At 72.7% G+C, this 20,802-nt stretch carries 18 protein-coding genes; 11 read left to right on the forward strand and 7 right to left on the reverse strand.

Annotated elements, in window-relative coordinates:
• The first annotated feature begins 49 nt into the window (after positions 1 to 49).
• The gene (locus E4T13_RS16225; RefSeq protein WP_137179336.1) at positions 50 to 1,501 is read left to right on the forward strand and encodes a glycosyltransferase family 1 protein; all 1,452 of its coding nucleotides are present in this window, start codon (positions 50 to 52) and stop codon (positions 1,499 to 1,501) included.
• Entirely contained in the window at positions 1,498 to 2,913 is a 1,416-nt protein-coding gene (locus tag E4T13_RS16230) for a glycosyltransferase family 1 protein (protein WP_137179337.1), read from the forward strand. The genes E4T13_RS16225 and E4T13_RS16230 overlap by 4 nt, the downstream gene beginning before the upstream one ends.
• On the opposite strand, the gene E4T13_RS16235 is transcribed toward E4T13_RS16230, so the two are convergent.
• The 4 genes from E4T13_RS16235 to E4T13_RS16250 all read right to left on the reverse strand — a co-directional run bounded on the left by E4T13_RS16235 (position 2,914) and on the right by E4T13_RS16250 (position 7,914).
• Positions 2,914 to 3,861: a GDP-mannose 4,6-dehydratase gene (locus E4T13_RS16235; protein ID WP_240791160.1), complete on the reverse strand. Its 948-nt coding sequence runs from the start codon at positions 3,859 to 3,861 to the stop codon at positions 2,914 to 2,916.
• 6 nt (positions 3,862 to 3,867) lie between these two features.
• Positions 3,868 to 4,848: a GDP-mannose 4,6-dehydratase gene (gmd, locus tag E4T13_RS16240; protein ID WP_137179339.1), complete on the reverse strand. Its 981-nt coding sequence runs from the start codon at positions 4,846 to 4,848 to the stop codon at positions 3,868 to 3,870.
• 107 nt (positions 4,849 to 4,955) lie between these two features.
• On the reverse strand, positions 4,956 to 6,689 hold the full coding sequence (locus E4T13_RS16245; protein WP_137179340.1) for a glycosyltransferase: 1,734 nt from the start codon (positions 6,687 to 6,689) through the stop codon (positions 4,956 to 4,958).
• Positions 6,682 to 7,914: a glycosyltransferase family 4 protein gene (locus E4T13_RS16250; protein WP_137179341.1), complete on the reverse strand. Its 1,233-nt coding sequence runs from the start codon at positions 7,912 to 7,914 to the stop codon at positions 6,682 to 6,684. Before E4T13_RS16250 ends, E4T13_RS16245 begins: the two co-directional genes overlap by 8 nt.
• Positions 7,915 to 8,040: 126 nt before the next feature.
• On the opposite strand from E4T13_RS16250, the gene E4T13_RS16255 reads away from it, so the two are divergent.
• Entirely contained in the window at positions 8,041 to 9,162 is a 1,122-nt protein-coding gene (locus E4T13_RS16255; RefSeq protein WP_137179342.1) for a glycosyltransferase, read from the forward strand.
• On the forward strand, positions 9,159 to 9,494 hold the full coding sequence (locus E4T13_RS16260; RefSeq protein WP_137179343.1) for a hypothetical protein: 336 nt from the start codon (positions 9,159 to 9,161) through the stop codon (positions 9,492 to 9,494). Before E4T13_RS16255 ends, E4T13_RS16260 begins: the two co-directional genes overlap by 4 nt.
• Here E4T13_RS16260 and E4T13_RS16265 read toward each other — a convergent pair.
• A complete protein-coding gene (locus E4T13_RS16265) occupies positions 9,481 to 11,238 on the reverse strand; it encodes a VCBS repeat-containing protein (protein WP_137179344.1) in 1,758 nt (585 codons plus the stop codon). The genes E4T13_RS16260 and E4T13_RS16265 overlap by 14 nt on opposite strands.
• A gap of 84 nt (positions 11,239 to 11,322) precedes the next feature.
• On the opposite strand from E4T13_RS16265, the gene E4T13_RS16270 reads away from it, so the two are divergent.
• Both E4T13_RS16270 and E4T13_RS16275 read left to right on the forward strand, forming a co-directional pair.
• Positions 11,323 to 12,525 carry a glycosyltransferase gene (locus tag E4T13_RS16270; protein WP_137179345.1) on the forward strand — a complete coding sequence of 401 codons (1,203 nt, stop codon included), beginning with the start codon at positions 11,323 to 11,325 and terminating at the stop codon, positions 12,523 to 12,525.
• A complete protein-coding gene (locus E4T13_RS16275; protein ID WP_137179346.1) occupies positions 12,522 to 13,598 on the forward strand; it encodes a glycosyltransferase in 1,077 nt (358 codons plus the stop codon). Before E4T13_RS16270 ends, E4T13_RS16275 begins: the two co-directional genes overlap by 4 nt.
• A 10-nt stretch (positions 13,599 to 13,608) precedes the next feature.
• Here the strand turns inward: E4T13_RS16275 and E4T13_RS16280 are convergent, their stop codons facing one another.
• Together E4T13_RS16280 and E4T13_RS16285 are read right to left on the reverse strand one after the other, a co-directional pair.
• Entirely contained in the window at positions 13,609 to 14,868 is a 1,260-nt protein-coding gene (locus tag E4T13_RS16280; protein ID WP_137179347.1) for a capsular biosynthesis protein, read from the reverse strand.
• A gap of 35 nt (positions 14,869 to 14,903) precedes the next feature.
• A complete protein-coding gene (locus tag E4T13_RS16285; RefSeq protein WP_137179348.1) occupies positions 14,904 to 15,674 on the reverse strand; it encodes a formyltransferase family protein in 771 nt (256 codons plus the stop codon).
• Positions 15,675 to 15,766: 92 nt separating this feature from the next.
• Here E4T13_RS16285 and E4T13_RS16290 point away from each other — a divergent pair, with 92 nt between their 5' ends.
• From E4T13_RS16290 to E4T13_RS16310, 5 genes are all read left to right on the forward strand, one after another.
• The gene (locus tag E4T13_RS16290) at positions 15,767 to 16,342 is read left to right on the forward strand and encodes a TetR/AcrR family transcriptional regulator (RefSeq protein WP_137179349.1); all 576 of its coding nucleotides are present in this window, start codon (positions 15,767 to 15,769) and stop codon (positions 16,340 to 16,342) included.
• Entirely contained in the window at positions 16,339 to 17,379 is a 1,041-nt protein-coding gene (locus E4T13_RS16295) for an efflux RND transporter periplasmic adaptor subunit (RefSeq protein ID WP_137179350.1), read from the forward strand. Before E4T13_RS16290 ends, E4T13_RS16295 begins: the two co-directional genes overlap by 4 nt.
• Positions 17,376 to 18,650 (forward strand): ABC transporter permease DevC, encoded by a 1,275-nt coding sequence (gene devC, locus E4T13_RS16300; protein ID WP_240791161.1) that lies wholly within the window; start codon positions 17,376 to 17,378, stop codon positions 18,648 to 18,650. The genes E4T13_RS16295 and devC overlap by 4 nt, the downstream gene beginning before the upstream one ends.
• Before the next feature lie 70 nt (positions 18,651 to 18,720).
• Positions 18,721 to 19,410 carry an ATP-binding cassette domain-containing protein gene (locus E4T13_RS16305; protein WP_137179351.1) on the forward strand — a complete coding sequence of 230 codons (690 nt, stop codon included), beginning with the start codon at positions 18,721 to 18,723 and terminating at the stop codon, positions 19,408 to 19,410.
• Between the two features lie 51 nt (positions 19,411 to 19,461).
• Positions 19,462 to 20,676 (forward strand): MFS transporter, encoded by a 1,215-nt coding sequence (locus E4T13_RS16310; protein WP_170985029.1) that lies wholly within the window; start codon positions 19,462 to 19,464, stop codon positions 20,674 to 20,676.
• Positions 20,677 to 20,802: the final 126 nt, after the last annotated feature.

Below are 20,802 nucleotides of genomic sequence, written 5' to 3' on the forward strand. Positions count from 1 at the left end.
TATAAGGGCGCCGGCGCCGCATCGGCCGCACGGAGTAGCCCCCTCGTCCATGACGATCTGGTTCGACGTCGAAGACCTCTTCGAATACGCAGGCGCCGTTGCCAGGCCAAGCGGCATCCAGCGCCTGTCCTACGAAATCTATGCGGCGATCCAGGCAAGCGACGCGAGCCGGGTCGGCTTCCTGCGGCATGACCCGGTCGGCGGCACCATGCGCGTGGTGGATTGGGCGGATGTGCAGGCGATCTATCGCAGCATGACGCATGGCGTGCCGGCCCGCGCGCCGGCCGCGGCGCCGCAGGCGGTCGCGCCATTGCTGCAGAGCCGCGCGGCGCGGCTTCCCCTGATCGGCAGCGGCATGCGCCTGGCGGCGAGCCGGCTGCCGCCGGAGATGCGGCGTCCGCTGGGCGAGGCGGCGCGCGCGCAGGTGGCGGCGATACGCGGCCTCGCGCGCTTTGCCGCGGCGCTGCCCGGTGCCCTCGCCGCGCGCCGCCGGCAGAACGCCGCCGTCGCCGCGCCGCCGCCCGGCGAGGTTGCCGCGCTTCCTGCGACGCCCGGCGCTGCGCCCTCCTACGGGCGCGACATCCGCGACGTGGCGCAGCCCGGCGACGTGTTGGCCGCGCTCGGCTCGCCCTGGTCCAGCCAGGGATATCCCGCCCTGGTCGCCCGCCTGAAGTCGCAGACGAATCTCCGCTTCGCCCTGCTGGTCTATGACCTCATCCCGGTCATGCGCCCGGAATTCTGCGATCGTGGGCTGGTGATGCTGTTCTCCTCCTTCATCCTCGGCTGCCTGCCGCTGGCCGACGAGCTGATGACCATCTCGCGCGCCAGCGCCGCCGACCTGGAGCGCTGGTCGGCGCGGATCGGGGTGCGGCTCGCCACCACGCCGCGTCCGATCCCGATCGGCACCGGCTTCTCCACCTCGGCCGAGACCGTGCCGCTGCCGCAGGGCCTGGTGGCGGGCGAGTATGCGCTGTTCGTCTCGACGGTGGAGGCGCGGAAGAACCACCTGCTCGCCTTCCGCGCGTGGCGGCGCCTGCTCGAGGAGCTGCCGCCGGAGCGTGTGCCGCAGCTTGTCTTCGCCGGGCGCGTCGGCTGGATGGTGGCCGACCTGATGCAGCAGATCCGCAACTCGGAAAACCTCGCCGGCAAGCTGACCGTCGTCGAGAACCCCGACGACACGACGCTCGCCCAGCTCTATCGCGGCGCCCGCTTCACGCTGTTCCCCTCGCTCTACGAAGGCTGGGGCCTGCCGGTCTCCGAAAGCCTCGCCTTCGGCAAGGTCTGCCTGGCGTCCGGCACCACCTCGGTGCCGGAGGCCGGCGGGCGGTTCTGCCTCTACCATGACCCCGACAGCGTCACGGAAGCCGTGGCGCTCTATCGCCGCGCCATCGAGGAACCCGGCCTGATCGCCCGGCTGGAGGCCGAGATCGCGGACGGCTACCGGCCGACGCCGTGGAGCAGCACGGCAGCCGCGATCCTCGACCAGCTCGGACACGGGTGAGCCCGCTGGTGCCGGCAACCTCGCCGAGGATCTGGTTCGATGTGCAGGACCTGCTGGACTACGCCGAGATCGCGACCCGGCCGAGCGGCATCCAGCGCGTCTGCCTGGAACTCTATGCCGCGCTCGAGGCGGTCGGGCCGGAGCGCATCGGCTTCCTGCGGCACGATCCCGTGGCCGGCACGATGCGGGCGATGCGGTGGGAGGACCTCGCCGCCCATTGCGCACCGCTCCGCCTGACGGAGCCGCCCGCCCCGGGCGACGCGGCGGAAGCCGGCGCGCCGAAGGACGCAGCGGCCGATGTCCCGGAGGCGCCGCGCGGGACGCTGCGCAGGGCATTGCGCTGGCTGGCCTGGCGACTGCCCGTGGAGCTCCGCTACCCCATGGGGGAGGCGATCTACGGCCAAATCGCGGCGATCCGTGCGCTCGGCCGAGCGGCACGTGCCACCTTGCCGGGGGGCGGCTCCGCGACCTCCTCCGCGGTGCTGGAGGGCTTGCCCGACATCCGCAACGTCGCCCAGCCTGGCGATATCGTCGCCGCCTTCGGCTCGCCCTGGGGCCATCCCGACTACGCGGCCCTGCTGCAACGCTGCGCCCGGCCCGCTGGGCTGCGCTTCGCCATGCTGGTGCATGACCTGATCCCGGTGGTGCGCCCGGAATTCTACGAGGCGCACAACGGCGCGCTGTTCCGCGCCTTCATGCGCAACTGCCTGCCCGAAGCCGACCTGCTGCTGACCATGTCGCGGGCGACGGCGCGCGACGTCGTATCCTGGGCGGGGGCGCAGGGGCTGGCGCTGCGGACGCAGCCGCGCCCGCTGCCGGTCGGCATCGGGTTCAGCCACGCGGCGCCCGGCCCGCTGCCCGAGGGGCTGGAGGCCGGCAGCTACGTGCTGCTGGTCGGCACGCTGGAAGCCCGCAAGAACCACCTGCTGGCCTTCCGCGTCTGGCGCCGCCTGCAGGAGGAATTGCCGCCGAAGCAGGTGCCGCAGCTCGTCTTCGCCGGCCGGGTCGGCTGGATGGTCGAGGACCTGATGCAGCAGATCCGCAACTCCGGCCAGCTTGCCGGCAAGCTGACGCTGATCCCGGACGCGGACGACGCGACGCTCGCGGCGCTCTATCGCGGCGCGCGGTTCACGCTGTTCCCCTCGCTCTACGAAGGCTGGGGCCTGCCGGTGACCGAAAGCCTGTCCTTCGGCAAGGTCTGCCTCGCCTCTTCGGCGGCCTCGCTGCCGGAAGCCGGCGGGGCGTTCTGCCTGTATCACGACCCCGACAGCGTCACGGACGCCGCGCGCCTGGTGCGCCGCGCGATCGAGGAGCCGGGGCTGATCGCTGAGCTCGAGGCCCGGATCGCGGCGGAATACCGGCCCACGCCCTGGACCGCGACAGCCCGCGCCGTGCTCGACGCGGCTTCCTGATCAGCCGATCCGCGCGCGCCAGTCGTCCAGCACCGCGGCGAGCGTGCTCTCCCAGGGCACGCGCGGCGCCCAGCCGAGGGTGTCGCGCGCGGCGGTCGCGTCGCATTCGGTGCGGATCACGTCGGTCGGGCGCAGCCGCGCCGCCTCCTCCTCCACGCGCGGCGCGATGCCCGCCAGACGCAGCAGATCCGCCAGGATCGTGCCGACATGCTTCGGCGTGCCGCTCGCCACGTTGAACACCGCGCCGGGCTTCAACGCATCGGCGCAGCGCAGCACCGCGACATAGGCGGCGCAGACATCGGCGACGTCGAGGAAGTCGCGCCAGCGCTCCAGCGCGCCGACGCGGATCACGGGTGGCTGCCGCCCCGCGGCGATCATCGCCGCCTGCCGCGCGAAGGCGGAGACCACGAAATCCTCCGACTGCCCCGCACCGGTGTGGTTCACCGGCCGCAGCCGCACGCTGCGCAAGCCGCGCAAGGCCATTTCGGCCACCGCCAGGTCCGTCGCCGCCTTGGACGCCGCATAGGGATTGGCGGGCAGCAGCGGCGCATCTTCCGCCAGTCTGCGGCCCTGCTGGAAAGCAAGGCCGTAGACTTCCGCCGAGGAGGCCTGGACGAACAGCGCCTCCGGCGCTTCCGCCCGCACCGCCTCCGCCATCGCCAGCGTGCCGAGCAGATTGGTGCGCCAGGTCAGCAGCGGATCGCGGAAGGAGGCGCCGACGGCCGCCATCGCGGCCAGGTGCAGCACCGCATCCGGCCGCGCGGCGCGGAGCGCGGCCGCGCAGCTTGGCTGGTCCAGGAGGTCGAGCGTGACCGCCTCGTCCCAGTCCGCGACGCTTTCGCCGCGGGTCGCCGCCAGCAGCCGCGCCTGCGGGAAGGCGGCACGCAGCGCCGGCCGCAGATGGCCGCCGACGAAGCCGGAAGCGCCGGTGACGAGGATGCGGCGCACGATGCGTCAGCGCATGCGCGACTGGTGGCGCGCGATGTCGGCTTCCACCATCTCGGCCATCATCTGCTCGAAGCTGATGGTCGGCTCCCAGCCCAGCTTCGCCTTCGCCTTGGCGGGATCGCCATGCAGCACGTCCACCTCGGCCGGGCGCATGAAGCGCGCATCCACCGTGACGAAATCCTGGTAGTCGAGATCGGCGCAGGCGAAGGCGACGCGGCACATCTCGCGCACGCTGATGGTGCGCCCGGTCGCCACGACGTAATCGTCCGGCGCCTCCTGCTGCAGCATCAGCCACATCGCGCGGACATAGTCCTTCGCATGGCCCCAGTCGCGCGTGGCGTCGAGGTTGCCCATCGGCAACTCCTTCGCCAGGCCGAGCTTGATCCGCGCGACGCCGTCCGTGACCTTGCGCGTCACGAACTCGATGCCGCGCAGCGGGCTCTCGTGGTTGAACAGGATGCCGGAGGACGCGTGCATCCCGAAGCTCTCGCGGTAGTTCACGGTGATCCAGTGCGCGTAGAGCTTCGCCACCGCATAGGGGCTGCGGGGATAGAAGGGCGTCTTCTCGCTCTGCTGCTGCTGCTGGATCTTGCCGAACATCTCGGAGGAGGAGGCCTGATAGAAGCGCGCCTCCGGTGCGGCCAGGCGCACCGCCTCGATCACGTTGTGCGCGCCCATGGCCGTGACGTTGCCGGTCAGCAGCGGCTGGTCCCAGGAGGTCTTCACGAAGGACTGCGCGCCGAGGTTGTACACCTCGTCCGGCTTCACCTCCTGGATGGCGCGGATGATGGAGGAGAGGTCCATCAGGTCGCCATCCACCATGCGCACCCGGTCCTGCACGCCGAGCCAGCGCAGCCGCTCCCCCATGACCTCGGCCGAGGCGGAACGACGCAGCAGGCCGGACACCTCGTAGCCCTTCTCCAGCAGGAGCTGCGAGAGATAGGCGCCGTCCTGGCCTGTGATGCCGGTGATGAGTGCGCGGGGCATGAACCTCGCCTTCATTGCGATGCGGGCGCCTGGATTAGACGGCATGGCGTCCCAAGGCCAGACCTGCGGTCACGGACGCGACCCGGGACCCGGCAGGGTGCGGCCGTTCAGTCGGCAAGCCGGCGAACCGGAACCAGCTCCACGCCGGACGCCGCTGCGGCGTATTCCTCGGCCACCTGCCCCCAGCTCCGATGGCGCATGCGCTCATGCACGCCTTGCTGGACCGCGAACGCCGCATCGCGCCCGGCGATGGTCCGCAGGATCAGGTCGGCCAGCGCCTCCGCATCGTGGGGATCGAAGACATAGGGGGCCAGCTCCGGATAGCGCGCGAGCAGTTCCTCGGTGTGCGGGCCGCGGGCCAGCACGCAGGGCGTGCCGACACTGACCGATTCGGAGAACGGGAAGGGCGCGTCGCCGCCTTCGAAGAAGGCGGGATGCACCGTGAGCGCGGCCGCATGATAGAAGGCCGCGTGCTCCGCATCGGGAAGCCGCGGCACCGAGAAGGCGTCGAGCACCAGCCCGTGCTCCCGGATCAGTCCATGACTGCGCAGGAAGGGCGTGGCCGGGTCATCGATCAGCGCGGTCGTCATCAGGAGCTTCAGCGCGCCGAACCTCTCCTGGACCAGGATGCGCAGCGCCTCGATGACCGCGGGGATGTTCTTGCTCGGCCGTTCCTGCGTGGAGACCGCGATGTAGTCCACGTGTTCCAGCGGGAAGTCGGCAAGATAATCCCAGCCCCGAAGGCCGGCATGGCGGCGCAGCATGGCGGCGGCGGCCCGACGGCTCGCGGCCGTACGGATGCCGTCCGGCTCCAGGAAGGGAAGCGCGTGGCGCAGGTCGGGCGGCGCGTGCGGCACGATGCGCAACCGTCGCGGGTCGGCACCCAGCGCCGCAACCGCATGCCGCCGGGCGACGTGTTCCGAGAAGGTCAGGATCGCCTCGCAGACCTGCAGGTTGTGGCGCACCGCGGGGAACCATCCGGTGATCGGGCCGTCCGGTCCCAGGTCGTGAGGATTCCAGGTGGAGCTGAAATCCACCATCATCGCATCCGGCAACAGCATGGCGCGGCGCCCGGGTATGCTCTCCGGCACCACCATGTTGGCCATCAGGCTGAGCCAGGCGTCGACGCCGCCGGGGTCAAGGCCGCGCACCTCCCAGGATGGCCCCTCCGGTGACGCGGTCGGGTCGGGCGACCGGCCGGGGATCGCCGGCGGTTCGTCGGCGATCGGCATCGCCTCGGCGCGCCGCTCCGCCTCACGCTGCGCCGCCCAGGCGGCCAGCCCCTCCGCAAGGCGCGGAAAGGGTGGCAGGCGCAGCCGCCGGATGCCGATCGCGATCTCGGGCGCCACGGCAACCGGATCGCGCCGGGCGGCCATTGCCAGGCCAAGGCCGCTCCGCACGCCGAACCGCCAGAAGGGGCGCAGCAGGGCGCGCAGGGCGAGCAGCGGTGTGGCGAGCACCCCGGCGGCAAAGAGGCCGAGGCCGATGCGGCTGTCGGGCATGGCCAGAAGCCGCTGCGCGGCCTGCGGAAGCTCGGGCGGCGGTGGCTCGGCCGGTGCCGGCGGGGGTAGCGGCGGCTCCGGCGCCGGCAGGGCGACCTGCTCGATCGTGCTGAGCGTCCAGTCCGTGCCTTCGCGCGCGCGCAGCGCCCCCAGCATGGCCCGCGCCGCCGCTTCGTTCATGGGCCGGACGCAGACATGCAGCACCACCCGCCCGCTCTGTGCCGCGCCCTCGACCAGCATGGCGAGGAGGCGGCTCATGCCTTCGCCCACGAAATTGACGGGAAAGTCCCAGGCGACCCAGACGCCAAGCGCGACGCGTTCCCGCGAGGGCTCAGCCATGTGCCATCAGCCTTCCGAGGATGTCGCCATAGGCTGCGACGAGATCGGCTTCCGACGTCGGCCGCAGGTCGTGCCCGGGCGCGATGCCGGCGCGCAGCCGGCGCTCCGCCTCCAGCAGCGCGGTCGCGGCGGCGTCGGGATCGCGTGCCGGGTGGAACAGCGCCGCCACCCCGTGCCGGTCGCAGATGTGGCGCATCGGCGGGTAGTCGCTGCTGACCAGATGGGCGCCGGCCATGGCCGCGTCGAAGGCGGCGAAGGTGCCGTTGTCGGCCAGCACGTTGTGCCAGAGCACGCCCTTCGAGGCGACGAGGCGCCGATAGGTCGGGTCGGGCGGCTCGCCCACGAAGTGCATCCGCGCCAGCACCTCCGGCGCGTCGGCCAGGGCGCGGGCGCCGGGATGGTCGCTGCCGGTGGCCGGGTCCAGCGCGCGGCTGCTGACGCCGCAGACGGTGATGTCGAGCCCGCCGCCGCGGCTGACATAGCCGCGCAGCGCTGCGACGGCGGCAAGGTGGTTCTTGTGCGCCTGGCGGTTCGTCACCCAGAGGATGCCGGGCTCGGACCCCGCCGGCGGCAGTACGATCTCCGTCTCGGGCATCGCCGCCTCGGTCTGCAGCGGGGCCAGCACGGCGCGGTCGGGATGCACCCCCGCATAGCTCACCAGGTCCGAATGCGTGGTCGGGGTTGTCGCGAAGGCGCAGCGCGCACGGCGCCAGCCGATCATCGCCTCCGCCAGGGTCGAGCGGTCGCCGAACCCGTGCGGCCCGCCATGCGCCGCCGCGACGCGCCGCGGCAACAGGTCGGCGCAGAACACCGCGGTGGGGCGCAGCCAGGGGATCCGCGCGTGCCCGTGCGAGGCGAAGAACAGCCAGGCATCGGCATCGCGCAGCTCGCGGCCCCCGTCATCCGGCAGCAGCACCGGCGCCGCGCCGGGCGGCACCAGCGCCTCCGGCAGGATCACCCGTGCGGCATCGGCCGCCATCGGGCGCCAGGCGAAGGGGCGGATCGAGATGCCGCCGACCTCCCGGCACCAGCGGCGCAGCGCCTGCCAGTCATAGGGGCCGCTCCGCGGCAGCGCGACCACGACCTCGACGGTGCCGATCCCCTCCCACGCGCGCGAGGCGTAGAGCCGCGCGAGCAGCAGCGCGTTGCGCAGCATGCCGCCGCGCCATTCGGCGGCGAGGATGATCGCCAGTCGGATGCGGCGGTTGTCGGGCGAGGATTCCACGGAGGGGCCGCCATGCGCCGCGGCCCGCCCTCAGTCAAGCGAGGGGGTGGGACGTCAGCCGCCTTGACGCTCAATTTGCGACCCGGCATCACGTGGCTGAGATACGGCGCGGCGGATGAGGAGGCGATGCCGACAATCCTTCACCGGCCTCGTCGGCTCGTCTGGATCGTCAACCATCGCACGCTGTTGCCGGCGGAGGTGCCGATCTTCCGCCGCCTCGGCTACGAGGTGTTCATCCCGAAGATCATTCCGCCCGAGCATGCCTACCGCAGCGGCGTCGTCACGCATGACTACGACGCGTCGCTCACCCTTCCCGAAGCGACGCTCGCGGTCCTCAATGCGCATGACTTCTACGGGCGGAGCCTGTCCCGGCGCGGCTGGAGCCCGACGATCCACCAGATCCTGAATGCGCATTTCGATGTCGTGGTGACATCCATGTCGAACTTCATCACGCCGCTGCGGGAGACGGTGCGGCATTTCCGCGGCCTTGTCGCGATGCGCGTCTTCGGACTGCAGCATCCCAACACCTATGCCCGCGGCCTGGAGCATTTCGGCCATGCCGAGCTGCTGGACGAGATCGGCCGCCGAGGCGAGTCCTTCGTCTTCGCCCAGGGCTTCGACAATCTGGCCGAGATCGAGCCACCCGAACTCGCCCGGCGTGCGCATACGGTGACGGTGCCGCTGCCCGAACGGATCTATGCCGAGGCCGAGAGCTGGACGGGGCGCGGCGCCGAGGTGATCGCCTACTGCCCGGGCATCCAGCAGGAGGGCTATTATCGGGAGCTGTACGACGCCATCCGCCGCGACTTCGGCGACCTGCCGCTGCGCATCTTCGGCCGGCAGACGGAAACCATCCCGGACCCCGCGATCCTGCCCAACCTGACCGACGCGGCGCTGATGGCCCTGTACGCCGCCGCGCCGGTGATGGTCTATCCATCGACGGAGCCGCGCCATGTCCACTACGCGCCGATCGAGGCGATGATCGTCGGCACGCCCGTGCTCTACCGGCGGGGCGCGCTCTGCGACGTCCTGGCCGGGGGCGGCGGACCGGCTGCCTGTGCGGATGTCGCGGAGATGCGGGAGAAGGCGCTGCGCCTGATGGCCGGCGATCAGGCGCTGACCGAGGCGATCCGGGCTGCGCAGCCGCGCATCGTGGCCCAGTTCGACACCGCGCTCGCCGAACGGCAATGGGCGGCCATGCTGGGCCCCGCGATGCGCGAGCCGCTCGCCGAGCGTAGCGTCGCATGAGGCGCTGGCTGTCCCGCCTCCTCGGGCGGCAGGAGACGCGCGCGCGGCTGATGCAGCTCGAGGCGCAGCTTGCCCAGCTTGCGGACGCCGCCGCCGGGCTGCGTGGCGAAGTCGGTGCGCTGCGGGCGGAACTCGGCACGGCGCGCGCGGAACTCGGCGCGGCACGCGCGGAGCTCGGTGCGGCGCGCGCAGGGCAGGAGGCGGCGCTGCGCCACAGCGCCGAGTCGATCGTCGCGCAGGTCGAGGATGCGGTGGCGGCCCATGTCGACCGGCTCGACGGCTACCTGGTCCACCACGCGGATCGGATCGTCACCGATCTCAGCCGAGGCTGAGCACCGCTTCGATCCACACGCCGGCATTGCCGAAGCCGATCACCTCCGCCCGGCCGTCGCCGGTAACGTCGGCCGCAAGTCGTGGATAGCGGTCCTGGCTCTCCCAGCTTCCGGCCACGACGCCGAAGCCCTCGACCGCAAGCACCGGATCCTCGAAGCCGCCGGTCCCGTCGGCCAGCGCCACCCAGACGCCGGCATTACCGAACCCCACCACGTCGGCCAGCCCGTCGCCGTTCATGTCGGCCAATTGCCGCGGAAACAGGTTGCCGTTCTCCCAGCTCCCGGCCTGCCGCCCGAAGGCGCCCAGGACGAGGCGCGAGGCCTCGAAGCCGCCGGCGCCATCGGCCAGTGCGATCCAGACCCCGGCATTGCCGAAGCCGTACACATCGGCCAGCCCGTCGCCGTTCACGTCGGCCATGCCGCGCGGGAAGTTGTCCTGGCTCTCCCAGCTTCCGGCCACGAAGCCGAAGGCGTCCAGCGCCAGCCGCATCGGGCCGAAGCCGCCGGTCCCGTCGGCCAGCGCCACCCAGACACCGGCATTGCCGAAGCCGACGACATCCGCCCGTCCGTCCCCGTTCACATCCGCCATGGCGCGCGGGAAGCGATCCTGGCTGAGCCACGACCCGGCCTGGTAGCCGAAGCCGTTCAGCACCAGGCGCATCGGCTCGAAACCGCCGATCCCGTCGGCCAGCGCCACCCAGACGCCGGCATTGCCGAAACCCACCACATCCGCCAGGCCGTCGCCATCCACGTCGGTGACGCTGCGGGGATAGAGGTCCTGGCTGAGCCAGCTTCCGGCGACGAAGCCGAAATTCGACACCGCGAGATAAGGCGCATCGAAGCCACCCGATGCATTGGCGAGCGACACCCACATCCCGGCATTGCCGAAGCCGAAGATGTCGGCCCTTCCGTCGCCGTTCACATCCGCGGCGCCACGCGGATACTGGCTCTGGGCGCTCCAGCTGCCGGCAACGAAGCCGAATTCCGAGAGCGCGAGGCGCGGACCCGCCGGCGGATCGGCCTGCAGCCCGCCGCCCTGCCCGAAGGGCACCCAGACGGCGCCGTTCCACGCCGCGCCAGCCTCGCTGCCGAGACCGGCGCTGCCATGCTCCTGGCTGCCATCCGCGTCGGCGATGCTGAATTGCAGACCGCTGGCATTGTCGAAGTAGTCGCCCGTCAGCCGCACGCTGCCGGCCGCGGCCGCCTCGCCCCCCAGCGAATCCTCCCCCGTGATACGATACAGCCCATGCGCCGTGGCCAGGGTGCTGCCGACATCGAAGCTGGCCGCGAGGTCGTACAGCACGCCGCCCCAGCGATCGCCGGAATTCGCCTCGAACACCCAGGTGAAGCGCGCATCCGCGGCGACCAGGGCCGCATCGGCCTGCTGCGCGCCCGCCATCCCGAACGCCATCCAGGCCAGCCCCGTCCAGGCGAAGTCCTGCTCGCTGCCGAGACCGGCCGCGCCCGCGGCGGTGCCGGCGCCGTTCCGCGTCGCCAGGAACTGCGCCGTCTGGACATCCCAGTACCAGTCCACGAAGACCTGCCCGTCCTCGAGCCCCAGGGCCGAGAGGTCGATGCCCTGATCCTCCACCGTCAGGATCGTGTAGGTGCCGAACGCGCCGGGCAGGGTGTCGCCGGCGTCGTGGAGGCCGGTGTCGGCGATCAGGGTGCCGCCCCAGGAATCGCCCCCATGGGCCAGGAAGCGCCAGGTGATGCGGCTGTCCGGCAGGCTGCCCGCGGTCATCCCTGGCTTCTGCGCCCTGCGCGATGAAGCGGCGGTTAAGCTACCCGCCTTGGCTTTTCCGCCGCCGGCGGCAATGAGGGCGGGATGATCGGCTTCCTGCACCGACAGGTCTGGCAGCGCCTGCCCTATGGCCTGCGCCGGGCGGCGCTGTTCCGCGCCACCGCGCTCGCCGCGCCGCGCCTCGCCCGCGGCGCCCCGCCGACGCCGCCGCCCATCGTCGTCGGCGCCTTGCGCACGGCGTCGGGCCTCGGCCAGTCGGCGCGGCTGTGCCTCGGCGCCCTGCGCGCCGCCGGCGTGCCGAGCGCCGCCTTCGACATCACGGAGGCGCTGCGCCAGACCGCGGCGCTGCCCCTGCCGGCGGCCGACGCCGCGCCACCGCCCGGCCAGGGCACGCTGATCCTGCATGTGAACGCGCCCCTGATGGGGCTCGCCCTGCTGGCCCTCGGGCGCCGGCGCGTCGCGGGCCGGCGCGTGATCGGCTACTGGGCCTGGGAATTGCCGCAGGTGCCGGCGGAATGGCGGCTGGGGGTGAAGCTCGTGCACGAGATCTGGGTGCCAAGCCGCTTCACGGCGGAGGCCATCGCGCCCATCGCAGGCGGCCGGCCGGTGCATGTCGTGCCGCATCCCGTGGCGCTGTCGCCCGTGCCGCCGCGCGCACCGCGGGCGCCGGGCGCGCCCTTCACGGTGCTCTGCGTGCTGGATGCCGCCTCCAGCCTGTCGCGCAAGAATCCCGAGGGCACCATCGCCGCCTTCCGTCAGGCCTTCGGCGAGGATCCCGGCGCGCGGCTGATCGTGAAGACGCAGCGCCTGGCGACGCTGCCCGAGGAAGCCGCGCGGCTGCGCGCACTCGCCGCCGCGCCGAACATCGAGCTGCGCGACGTCACCCTCGACGAGGCCGGCATGGAGGCGCTGTACGCGGAAGCCGATGTGCTGCTTTCCCTGCACCGCGCGGAGGGCTTCGGCCTGACCATCGCGGAAGCGATGCGGCGCGGCGTGCCGGCGGTCGCCACGCAGTGGTCCGGCACGGCGGATTTCCTCACCGAGGCGATCGGCGTGCCGGTGCCCTCGCATCTGGTGCCCGCAGAGGACCCGCAGCGCACCTATCACCATCCGCAGATGCGCTGGGCGGAGCCGGATCTCGATGCCGCCGCGCAGGCACTGCGCCGCCTGCGCGACGATGCGGTGCTGCGCGGAAGGCTCGGCGCGGCCGCGGCAGCCTATGCGGCCACGCATTGGGATGCGGGCTCCTATGTCGCGCTGCTGCGGCGCTTGGGGATGCCGGCATGACGCGCATCCTGCTGTGGTTCTGGGGGCGGCGCGGCGGCGGCGCGCAATTCGCGCTCAGCCTCGCGCGCGCGCTGGCGCCGGGCGGTCTGGCCCTCTCCGTTTCGCGCCAGAACGAGCTGATCGATCTGTTTCGCGGGATATCCGTGCCGCGGCAGGAGGTGTCCACGTACAACGGCGTCGCCGGCTTCGTCGCAGGCTTCGCGCGCGTGCCCGGGCTGGCCGCTGGCCTGTCGCGCTTCGCGCGGGAACAGGAAACGCCTGTCGTCGTCTCCGCCATGGCGCATCCCTGGACGCCCTTCGTCGCGCCCGCCCTCACCCGCGCCGGCCTCGCCTTCATCCCGGCGATCCACGACGCCGTGCCGCACCCCGGCGATCCCGCGGTGCTGTTCGACTGGCGCTTGCGACGCGAACTGGAGGCCGCGCGCGCCGCCATCGTGTTCAGCGACGCCGTGGCGCAGGCGGTCGCGGCGCGGCGGCCCGACCTGAGGCTGATCCGCCTTCCCCTCGGCGCGCTGCTGCCCTTCGATGTCGCGCCGACGGAGAAACGCGCCGACGTGCTCTTCTTCGGCCGCTTCCGCCGCTACAAGGGCCTCGACCTGCTGCGCGACGCCTGGCCGGCGCTGCGCGCGGCGCATCCCGGCGCGACCTTGCGCGTCGTGGGGGAGGGCGATGCGGAGGCACTGGCCCCTGGCCTGGCCGCGCTGCCCGGCGTCACCCTGGAACAGCGCTGGGTCCCGGATGCCGAGATGGCGGGCCTCGTCGCCGGCGCGCGGCTGCTGGTGCTGCCCTATCGGGAGGCGAGCCAGTCCGGCGTGCTGCCAGTGGCGCTGGCCTGCGGCGTGCCCGTGGTCGCGACCGATGTCGGCGGTCTTGCGGAGCAGCTTCGCGGCAGCGGCGCCGGGCTGCTGGTGCCGCCCGAGCCCGCCGCGCTCGCCGCCGCCATGGCGCGCCTGCTCGATCCCGCCGCGCATGCGGCGTTCGCCGAGGCCGCGCGCGCGGCGGGGGCGCGGCTGAATGACTGGGACGGCATGGCCGCGGCGCTGCGGGAGGAGATCGCGCGCGTCCTGCGCTGACCGCACTCGGTCAGTCGGTCTCGCCCACGGCAAGCTCCGGCACGCCGACGCGGCCTTCGTGCAGGCGCCTGACGGTCTCCGCCACAGCCAGGGCGCGGCCCTGCGGCGCGTAGAACACGCCGCGGATCTGCGTCGTCGCCTGCAGCGCGGCGAGGAAATCCTCGCGCAGCGCCGGGTCGGGCGGCGTGCCCTCCACCCAGAAATCGTCGAGCGCGCCCTGATGCGCCAGCCCGGGCACGTCCCACACCGCCTTGCCGAGCGCCTTGGTCGCGCGGTCCAGCACGATCGACCGCAGCCCCACCGTGCTGTTCACCGTCACCAGTCCGCGCGATCGCGCCAGCATCGCGTCCAGCTCCCCGTGATGCGCTAGGTGCACACGCCCGGTCAGCCCCGCCGCGGCCGCCAGCGCCGGCACCCGCCTGCCCCAGCGCTTCAGGCAGGGATCGAGCGGATGCACCTTCACGATCAGATGCCCCTCGCGCGGCCCGCCTGCGGCGAAGGAGCGGAAGACGTCGGCGAGCGGGGCATCCATGTCGCGATAGCGGGAATAGGCGCGGATGGAGAAATCGGTCTCCATCTGCATGGCGAAGACCCAGAAGGGCGCCGCGCCCACCGCCTCCAGCGCCCGCGCGCCTTCGGCCCGTTCCGCCCCGCGCCGCAGCAGGCGCAGCCCGATGCCGGCGTAGGTCGCCAGCGGATGGTGCAGATGGTGGCTGCGATAGTGCGGGAAGGGCCAGGGCAGCATGCTGGCGAGGTGATAGGTCACGTCCCAGCGCGCCTGGCGGGGGAAGTCGTCCTTCATCCGCTCCGCAAGGTCGGCGCGCGGCAGCGCGGCCGCCAGGGCGCGGATCGCGGCGGGGCTGCGCGGGAAGCGGCTGTCGCCGCCCATCCCGTCGCGCTCCAGCGTGATCCAGTCCGGACGGAAATAGCCGAAATCGGTGACCGTCACCGCGATGCGCCGCGCATGCGCCGCGGCGATGGCGGCACGGTGGTAGTCGCGCTGCTCGCCCAGCAGCACGAGATCGGTCACGCCATGCGTGTCGAGATAGGTTGCGACATGGTCCGCCCACGCTGCCGGACGTGCCCGGAAGTCCTCCACGCGGCCCGGCGCGCCGCGCCAGAGCAGGCTGTCGCCGAAGTTCAGGTTGATCCGGTGGATCTCGTGGCCGAGCGACGCAAGGCCAGCGGCGACCTCCGCGAAGAACGGGCTGATCGGTCCCTGCAGGAACAGGAAGCAGCGCCGCGCGGCGGGGGTCTGAGAGAACTGCATCGGCCCTGCGGCATTGGCACCCCCCCGGGCCAGGGTCAACCGGAAGGCCGGGACCAGAACAGCCGGAGATCGCGCCACGTCACGAGGCGCACGCCGCGCCGCGCCGCCGCCTGCAGCGCCTGTCCATCCGGGAAGGGGCAGTAGGGCAGCTCCGGCGCTTCCTGGCCCGCCACGGCCTCGCCGGCAGCGAGGCGTGCGACGACGTCCTGCAGCAGCGGCACGCCCGCCAGGTGCAGCAGGCGCGCGGCCGCCAGCGCCGACACGCCCGGCGGCAGTGTCACCGCGCGCTGCGCCAGCACCGCGCCCGCATCGATGCGCGGCGTCAGCCGATGGATGCTGACCCCGGCGCGGCCCTCGCCCTTGGCCAGCGCCCAGAAGGCCGGGATCGGGCCACGATGCCGCGGCAGCAGCGCGGGGTGCATGTTGATGCCGCCGAGCGGCGCCAAGGCGAGCGTCTCGGCGCTCAGGATCTGGTCGAAATGCAGGGTGACGATCAGGTCCGGCCGCGCCGCGCGCAGCGCCTGGTGCATCGCCAGGCCGTTCACGTCATCGACCGTGACCGCCGGCGCCAGCCGCCGGAGGCCGGCCGCACCGCCTGCGGGTCCGAATCCGAGCGCCAGGTAAGGCAGGATGCGCGGCCCGGAGCGCGCGAGGTGCCGCCGCGCCTGGCCGGCGGCGCCGCCCATCGCGGCGCGGTGCGGATTGGACAGGCCGATCAGGGCAAGCCGCCCGGCCGCGGCCTCGGCGAAGGTCAGGCACGCATCCGCGCTCATCACCGAGGGCAGGGTGAGCAGCGCGATCCGCATGGAGAAACCATAGCAGCCGCTGCGTGCCGCGCCACTATACCGTCCGGACGGTTTGTGCTTGACGAACCGTCCGGACGGTATAGGTGAAGGCCATGACGGACGGCCCCGCCCACCCCCCGCCCGATGTCCGCACCCGCGTGCTCGACGCCGCCGAGGCGATCATCCAGGCGCGCGGCGTCGCTGGCTTGACGCTGGAAGCGGCGGCGCGCGACGCGGGTGTCTCCAAGGGCGGGTTGCTCTACCATTTCGCCTCTAAGGAGGCGCTGCTGGCGGCGCTGCTGGCGCGCCTGGCCGAGTTCATGCAAGGCGAATACGCCGCCTGCGTCGAGGCGCAGCCGCCCGGCCCCGGCCGGGTCGCGCGTGCCAACCTGGAATGGGGCTTCGGCGACGGCGAGCGGTCCTGCAACGAGCGGCATGACCGCGCCGCGGCGATCTTCCTCGCGGCGTTCCACCACGACCCTGCGCTGCTGGATCCGATCCGTGCGGTGATCGCCCGCATGCGGGACGACAACGCCGCGGACGGCCTGCCGCCGGGCGTTGGCGAGGCGATCCACGCCGCCGCGGATGGCATGTTCATGGCGCGCATCTTCCGCCTGTATGCGCCGAGCGACGCCCAGCGCGCGGCGATGCGCGGCGTGCTGGAGCGGCTGCTCGCGGGGGCGACATGACGCGCGGCGCGCGCCTTCTGCTCGGCGCCGCGCTGCTCGCGGCGGCCGCCGGGGCCGGATTCGTCTGGATGCGCGATGGCGAGGCCGAGCGCACGCCCGCGCCGGTTGCCGCGCCCGCCGCGCCGATCGGCGTCGGCGCGCTGGGCCGGGTCGAGCCGGCATCGCGCATCCTGCGGCTTGCGCCGGGGCCGGGGCTCGAAACCTCGCGCATCGCCCGCCTGCTCGTGGCGGAAGGCGACCGGGTCGAGGCCGGCCAGGTCCTCGCCGAGTTCAGCGAGGCGCCGCTGCGCGATGCCGCCGTGCAGCAGGCCGCGGCACAGGTGGCGCAGGCGCGCGCAAAGCTGGACCGCACCCGCGCCGCCGGCCGTCCGGCCGAGATCGACGCCCAGAAGGCGCGCATCGAGGCGCTGCGCAACGCCGAGGCCAGCGCGCGGCGCGAGGCGGAGCGCGCCGAGCGGCTGGAACGCAGCGGCGCCGGCGCAGAGGCCGTGGCGGAACGCGCGCGCTTCCTGGCCAACCGCACGCGCGCCGAGCGCGCGGAAGCCGAGGCCGTGCTGGAGACGCTGCTGCATCCCCGCCCCGAGGATGTCTCCCTGGCCGAGGCCGAACTGGACGCGGCCGAGGCCGCGCTCGGCCGCGCGCGGGCCGAGGCTGCGCTGGCGCGGCTGACCGCACCGATCGCCGGCACCGTGATCCGCGTCATTGCCCGCACCGGCGAGCGCGCTGGCACCGACGGCGTGCTGGAGATCGCCGACCTCTCCCGCATGGATGTCGTCGCCGATGTCTATGAGACCGACCTGCCGCGGCTGCGCCTGGGCGCTCCGGCGGAGGTGGTGGTGCCGGGCGAGCCGGAACGCTTCCCCGCCACGGTGCGGGAGATCGGCTGGCAGGTGCGGCGCACGACGCAGGCCGGCACCGATCCGGTGGCCGCGGTGGATGCGCGCACCGTGGAGGTGCGGCTGGGCCTGGCGCCGGACGCGGCGGCCGCGCTGGCGCGCCGGTCCAACATGCAGGTCCAGGTGGCGATCCGGCCGTGAACGAGGTGCCTCGCCCCGCCGCGCTGCTGCCCTGGGCGCCCGAGCGCACCGGGGAGACGCAGCCTGCGCCCGCCGCCCCCGCGCCGCGCCGCGGCCCCGGCTTCCTCGGTTCGACACTGCTCGCCTTCCGCCTGGCCTGGCGGCAGTTGCGCGCCGAGAAGGCGCGGCTCGCTTCCGCCATTGCCGGCGTGCTCTTCGCCTGCGTGCTGGTGTTCATGCAACTCGGCTTCCGCGGCGCGCTGTTCGAGAGCGCCACGAACCTGATCGGCAGCATGCGCGGCGACCTGTTCCTGATGCACCCGCTGACGCTCGCGAGCTTCCGGCCAGAGCCGCTGCCGCGCGTGCGCGCGCAGCAGGCGCTGGCGCTGCCGGAGGTGGAGCGCGCCGTGCCGGTCTACCTGGCGCAGGCGACCTGGCGGAATCCGGAAAGCGGCACGCGACGGACCATCCAGCTCATCGGCGTGGACGTGGCCGCCGGCGTGCTGGAATTTCCGGGCCTCGCGCCGCTGGTGGACCAGCTCAAGCGCGCCGACACCGTCGCCTTCGACCGCAGCTCCCGCCCGGAATTCGGTCCGATCGCGGCGATGCTGGCGGAGCGCGGCGCGCCGATCGAGGCGGAGATCGGCAACCGCCGGATGGATGTGGTCGGGCTGATCGAGATCGGCCCCTCCTTCGGCGCCGACGGCAACGTGGTGCTGTCGGAAGTGAATTTCCGCCGCGTCGCGAAGGACCGCCAGGTTGCGGCGGTGGACCTGGTCGCGATCCGGCTGCGGCCCGGCACGGACATCGCGCAGGCGCAGCAGCGGCTGCGCGCGGTGCTGCCCGAGGATGTGATGGTGCTGACCCAGGCCGAGCTGCAGGCGCATGAGCGCCGCTACTGGGAGGAGGCGACGCCGATCGGCTTCATCTTCGCCTTCGGCAGCCTGATGGGCCTCGTGGTGGGGATGGTGATCGTCTACCAGATCCTGTTCAGCGACATCGCCAGCCACCTGAAGGAATACGCCACGCTGAAGGCGATGGGCTATTCCGGCTTCTACCTGGCGCGCGTCGTGCTGGGCGCGGCGATGATCCTGGCGGTGGCGGGCTTCATCCCCGGCCTTGCGCTGTCCTGGTTCCTGTACGGCGTCGTGGCCGACGCCACCTTCCTGCCGCTGCGCCTCGACCTGCCGCTGGGCGCGCTGGTGTTCGGCATGATCTTCACCATGTGCGCGCTGGCCGGGCTGCTGGCCGTGCGCAAGCTGCGGGATGCGAACCCCGCGGACATGTTCTGATGAGGCGGCAGGGCGGACATGCCCCCGCCCAACCCTCCCCCGCACTGCGGCGGAGGGCTCGGCAGCACGCATGACCCCCGTCGAGCTCCGCGGCGTGTCCTATGCGTATGGCGAAGGCGAGCTGCGCCGGCCCGTGCTGCGCAACGTGGACCTGCAGGTGCGCAGCGGCGAGATCGTGCTGCTCACCGGCCCCTCCGGCAGCGGCAAGACCACGCTGCTGACGCTGATCGGCGCGCTGCGCGCGATGCAGGAGGGCAGCGCGCGCGTGCTGGGCGAGGAATTGCGCGACGCGCCGGAGACGCTGCGCGTGAAGCTCCGCCGGCGCATCGGCTTCATCTTCCAGAACCACAACCTGCTCGGCTTCCTCACCGCGCGCCAGAATGTCGCGATGGCGCTGGAACAGGATGGCGCCGTCGGCGAGCGGCAGCGGCTGGCGCGCGCCGGCGCGCTGCTCGGCGCGGTCGGGCTGCAGGGCCATGAGGATCGCGTCCCGGCGAAGCTCTCGGGCGGGCAGCGGCAGCGCGTCTCGGTGGCGCGCGCGCTGGCCGCCGATCCCGGCCTGATCCTGGCCGACGAGCCGACCGCCGCGCTCGACAAGGCCAGCGGGCAGGAGGTGGTGCAGCTGCTGCGTGAGCTCGCCAAGTCGCGCGGCGTCGCGATCCTGCTCGTCACCCACGACCCGCGCATCCTCGACATCGCCGACCGCATCGTCGCGATGGAGGATGGCCGCATCGTCCAGGCCGACACCGTGCCGGGCTGAGGCTTGAGCCGGCGCGCCGCGCCTGCGAAGCTCCGGCGCGATACGGAACGGGTGGAAACGTTGGATTCCGCGCAGGGGCGCCGCGTCCTGGCGGTGCCGGACTTCCGGCGCCTCCTGCTGGTCGGCCTGGTGCTGTCGGTGGCGCGCTGGCTCGAGATGCTGGTTATCGGCGTCATCGTCTTCGAGGTCACCGGCTCCGCCTTCCTCGTCGCCGCGATGACCCTGCTGCGCATGCTGCCGATGGGCGTCTTCGGCGCCTTCCTCGGCGTTCTGGCCGACCGCGTGCCGCGCCGCGGCGCGCTGCGTGCGGTGCTGGCCCTGCAGGGCGCCGCGGTGGGGGCGCTGGCGGTCTCCGGCATGTTCGGCACGCCGGCGGTGTGGCAGATCGCGCTCGCCAGCCTGATCGGCGGCTTCGGCTGGGCCACCGACAACCCGGTGCGGCGCATGCTGATCGGCGAGGCGGTAGGCGCCGCGCGGATGGGCCAGGCGATGTCCTTCGACGTGCTGGCCAACAACGCGAGCCGCGTCGCCGGGCCGGCGCTGGGCGGCACGCTGCTCGCCTTCTACGGGCCGGGCGCGGCCTTCGGCCTGTCCTTCGCGCTCTATCTGGTGGCGATCGTCGCGGCGGCCGGCCTCGGCGTCGGCACCGTCGCGGAGCGGGCGCGCGGCCATGGCGTTGTGCACGAGATGCGGGAGAGCTTCCGCTTCGCGCTGCGCCATCCGCGCCTGCGGGCGGTCCTTCTGATCACGGTGGTGTTCAACCTCTCCGCCTGGCCCTGCGGCAGCATGATTCCGGTGATCGGCCAGGACCGGCTCGGGCTGGGGCCGGAAGGCGTCGGCGTGCTCGCCAGCATGGATGGCGTGGGGGCACTGGCAGGGGCGATGCTGCTGGGCGTGCTCGCGGCGCAGCGGCGGCACGCGGCGATCTATCTGGGTGGCACGATTCTCTATCTCGGTATGATGTGTGCATTCGCATTGTCGCCGACGCCCGTCCTTGCCGGCGCGCTGCTGGTGGGGGTCGGGATCGGCGGCGCTGGATTCGCCACCATGCAGGCGACGCTGATCTACCTCTCCGCGCCGCCGGAACAGCGCAGCCGCGCCCTTGGTGTCCTCTCCACCGCCATCGGCACGGGTCTGCTGGGCTTCCTGCAGGTCGGTGTGCTGGCGGAACTGTTCGGCGCCTCGACCGCGACCTTCCTGGTCTGCGCGCAGGGGCTGATCCTGCTCGGTGCAACCGTCAGGCTATGGAAGCCTCTGTTTGGATAGCCTTTGCGGTTTCAATGGCGAACTCGTGATGGTAACAGACCCGCCGAATGAGCGGCGCAGGCGAAACTCACGCGCTTTTCATGCGCGTTTTGGTCGAACGCGTGTCCATGTCAGACATTCGAAGCG

Origin of the sequence: Roseomonas sp. AR75, assembly GCF_005222815.1 — a bacterium.
Classification (GTDB): Bacteria; Pseudomonadota; Alphaproteobacteria; order Acetobacterales; family Acetobacteraceae; genus Falsiroseomonas.

What these genes read in the sequence shown, in the direction of transcription:
- E4T13_RS16225 (WP_137179336.1), top strand. Translation starts at nt 50, where the DNA reads ATGACGATCTGGTTCGACGTCGAAGACCTCTTCGAATACGCAGGCGCC.
- E4T13_RS16305 (WP_137179351.1), top strand. Translation starts at nt 18,721, where the DNA reads ATGACCCCCGTCGAGCTCCGCGGCGTGTCCTATGCGTATGGCGAAGGC.
- gmd (WP_137179339.1), bottom strand. Translation starts at nt 4,848, where the DNA reads ATGCCCCGCGCACTCATCACCGGCATCACAGGCCAGGACGGCGCCTAT.
- E4T13_RS16270 (WP_137179345.1), top strand. Translation starts at nt 11,323, where the DNA reads ATGATCGGCTTCCTGCACCGACAGGTCTGGCAGCGCCTGCCCTATGGC.
- E4T13_RS16275 (WP_137179346.1), top strand. Translation starts at nt 12,522, where the DNA reads ATGACGCGCATCCTGCTGTGGTTCTGGGGGCGGCGCGGCGGCGGCGCG.
- E4T13_RS16280 (WP_137179347.1), bottom strand. Translation starts at nt 14,868, where the DNA reads ATGCAGTTCTCTCAGACCCCCGCCGCGCGGCGCTGCTTCCTGTTCCTG.
- E4T13_RS16255 (WP_137179342.1), top strand. Translation starts at nt 8,041, where the DNA reads ATGCCGACAATCCTTCACCGGCCTCGTCGGCTCGTCTGGATCGTCAAC.
- E4T13_RS16245 (WP_137179340.1), bottom strand. Translation starts at nt 6,689, where the DNA reads ATGGCTGAGCCCTCGCGGGAACGCGTCGCGCTTGGCGTCTGGGTCGCC.
- E4T13_RS16260 (WP_137179343.1), top strand. Translation starts at nt 9,159, where the DNA reads ATGAGGCGCTGGCTGTCCCGCCTCCTCGGGCGGCAGGAGACGCGCGCG.
- E4T13_RS16295 (WP_137179350.1), top strand. Translation starts at nt 16,339, where the DNA reads ATGACGCGCGGCGCGCGCCTTCTGCTCGGCGCCGCGCTGCTCGCGGCG.
- E4T13_RS16290 (WP_137179349.1), top strand. Translation starts at nt 15,767, where the DNA reads ATGACGGACGGCCCCGCCCACCCCCCGCCCGATGTCCGCACCCGCGTG.
- E4T13_RS16285 (WP_137179348.1), bottom strand. Translation starts at nt 15,674, where the DNA reads ATGCGGATCGCGCTGCTCACCCTGCCCTCGGTGATGAGCGCGGATGCG.
- E4T13_RS16265 (WP_137179344.1), bottom strand. Translation starts at nt 11,238, where the DNA reads ATGACCGCGGGCAGCCTGCCGGACAGCCGCATCACCTGGCGCTTCCTG.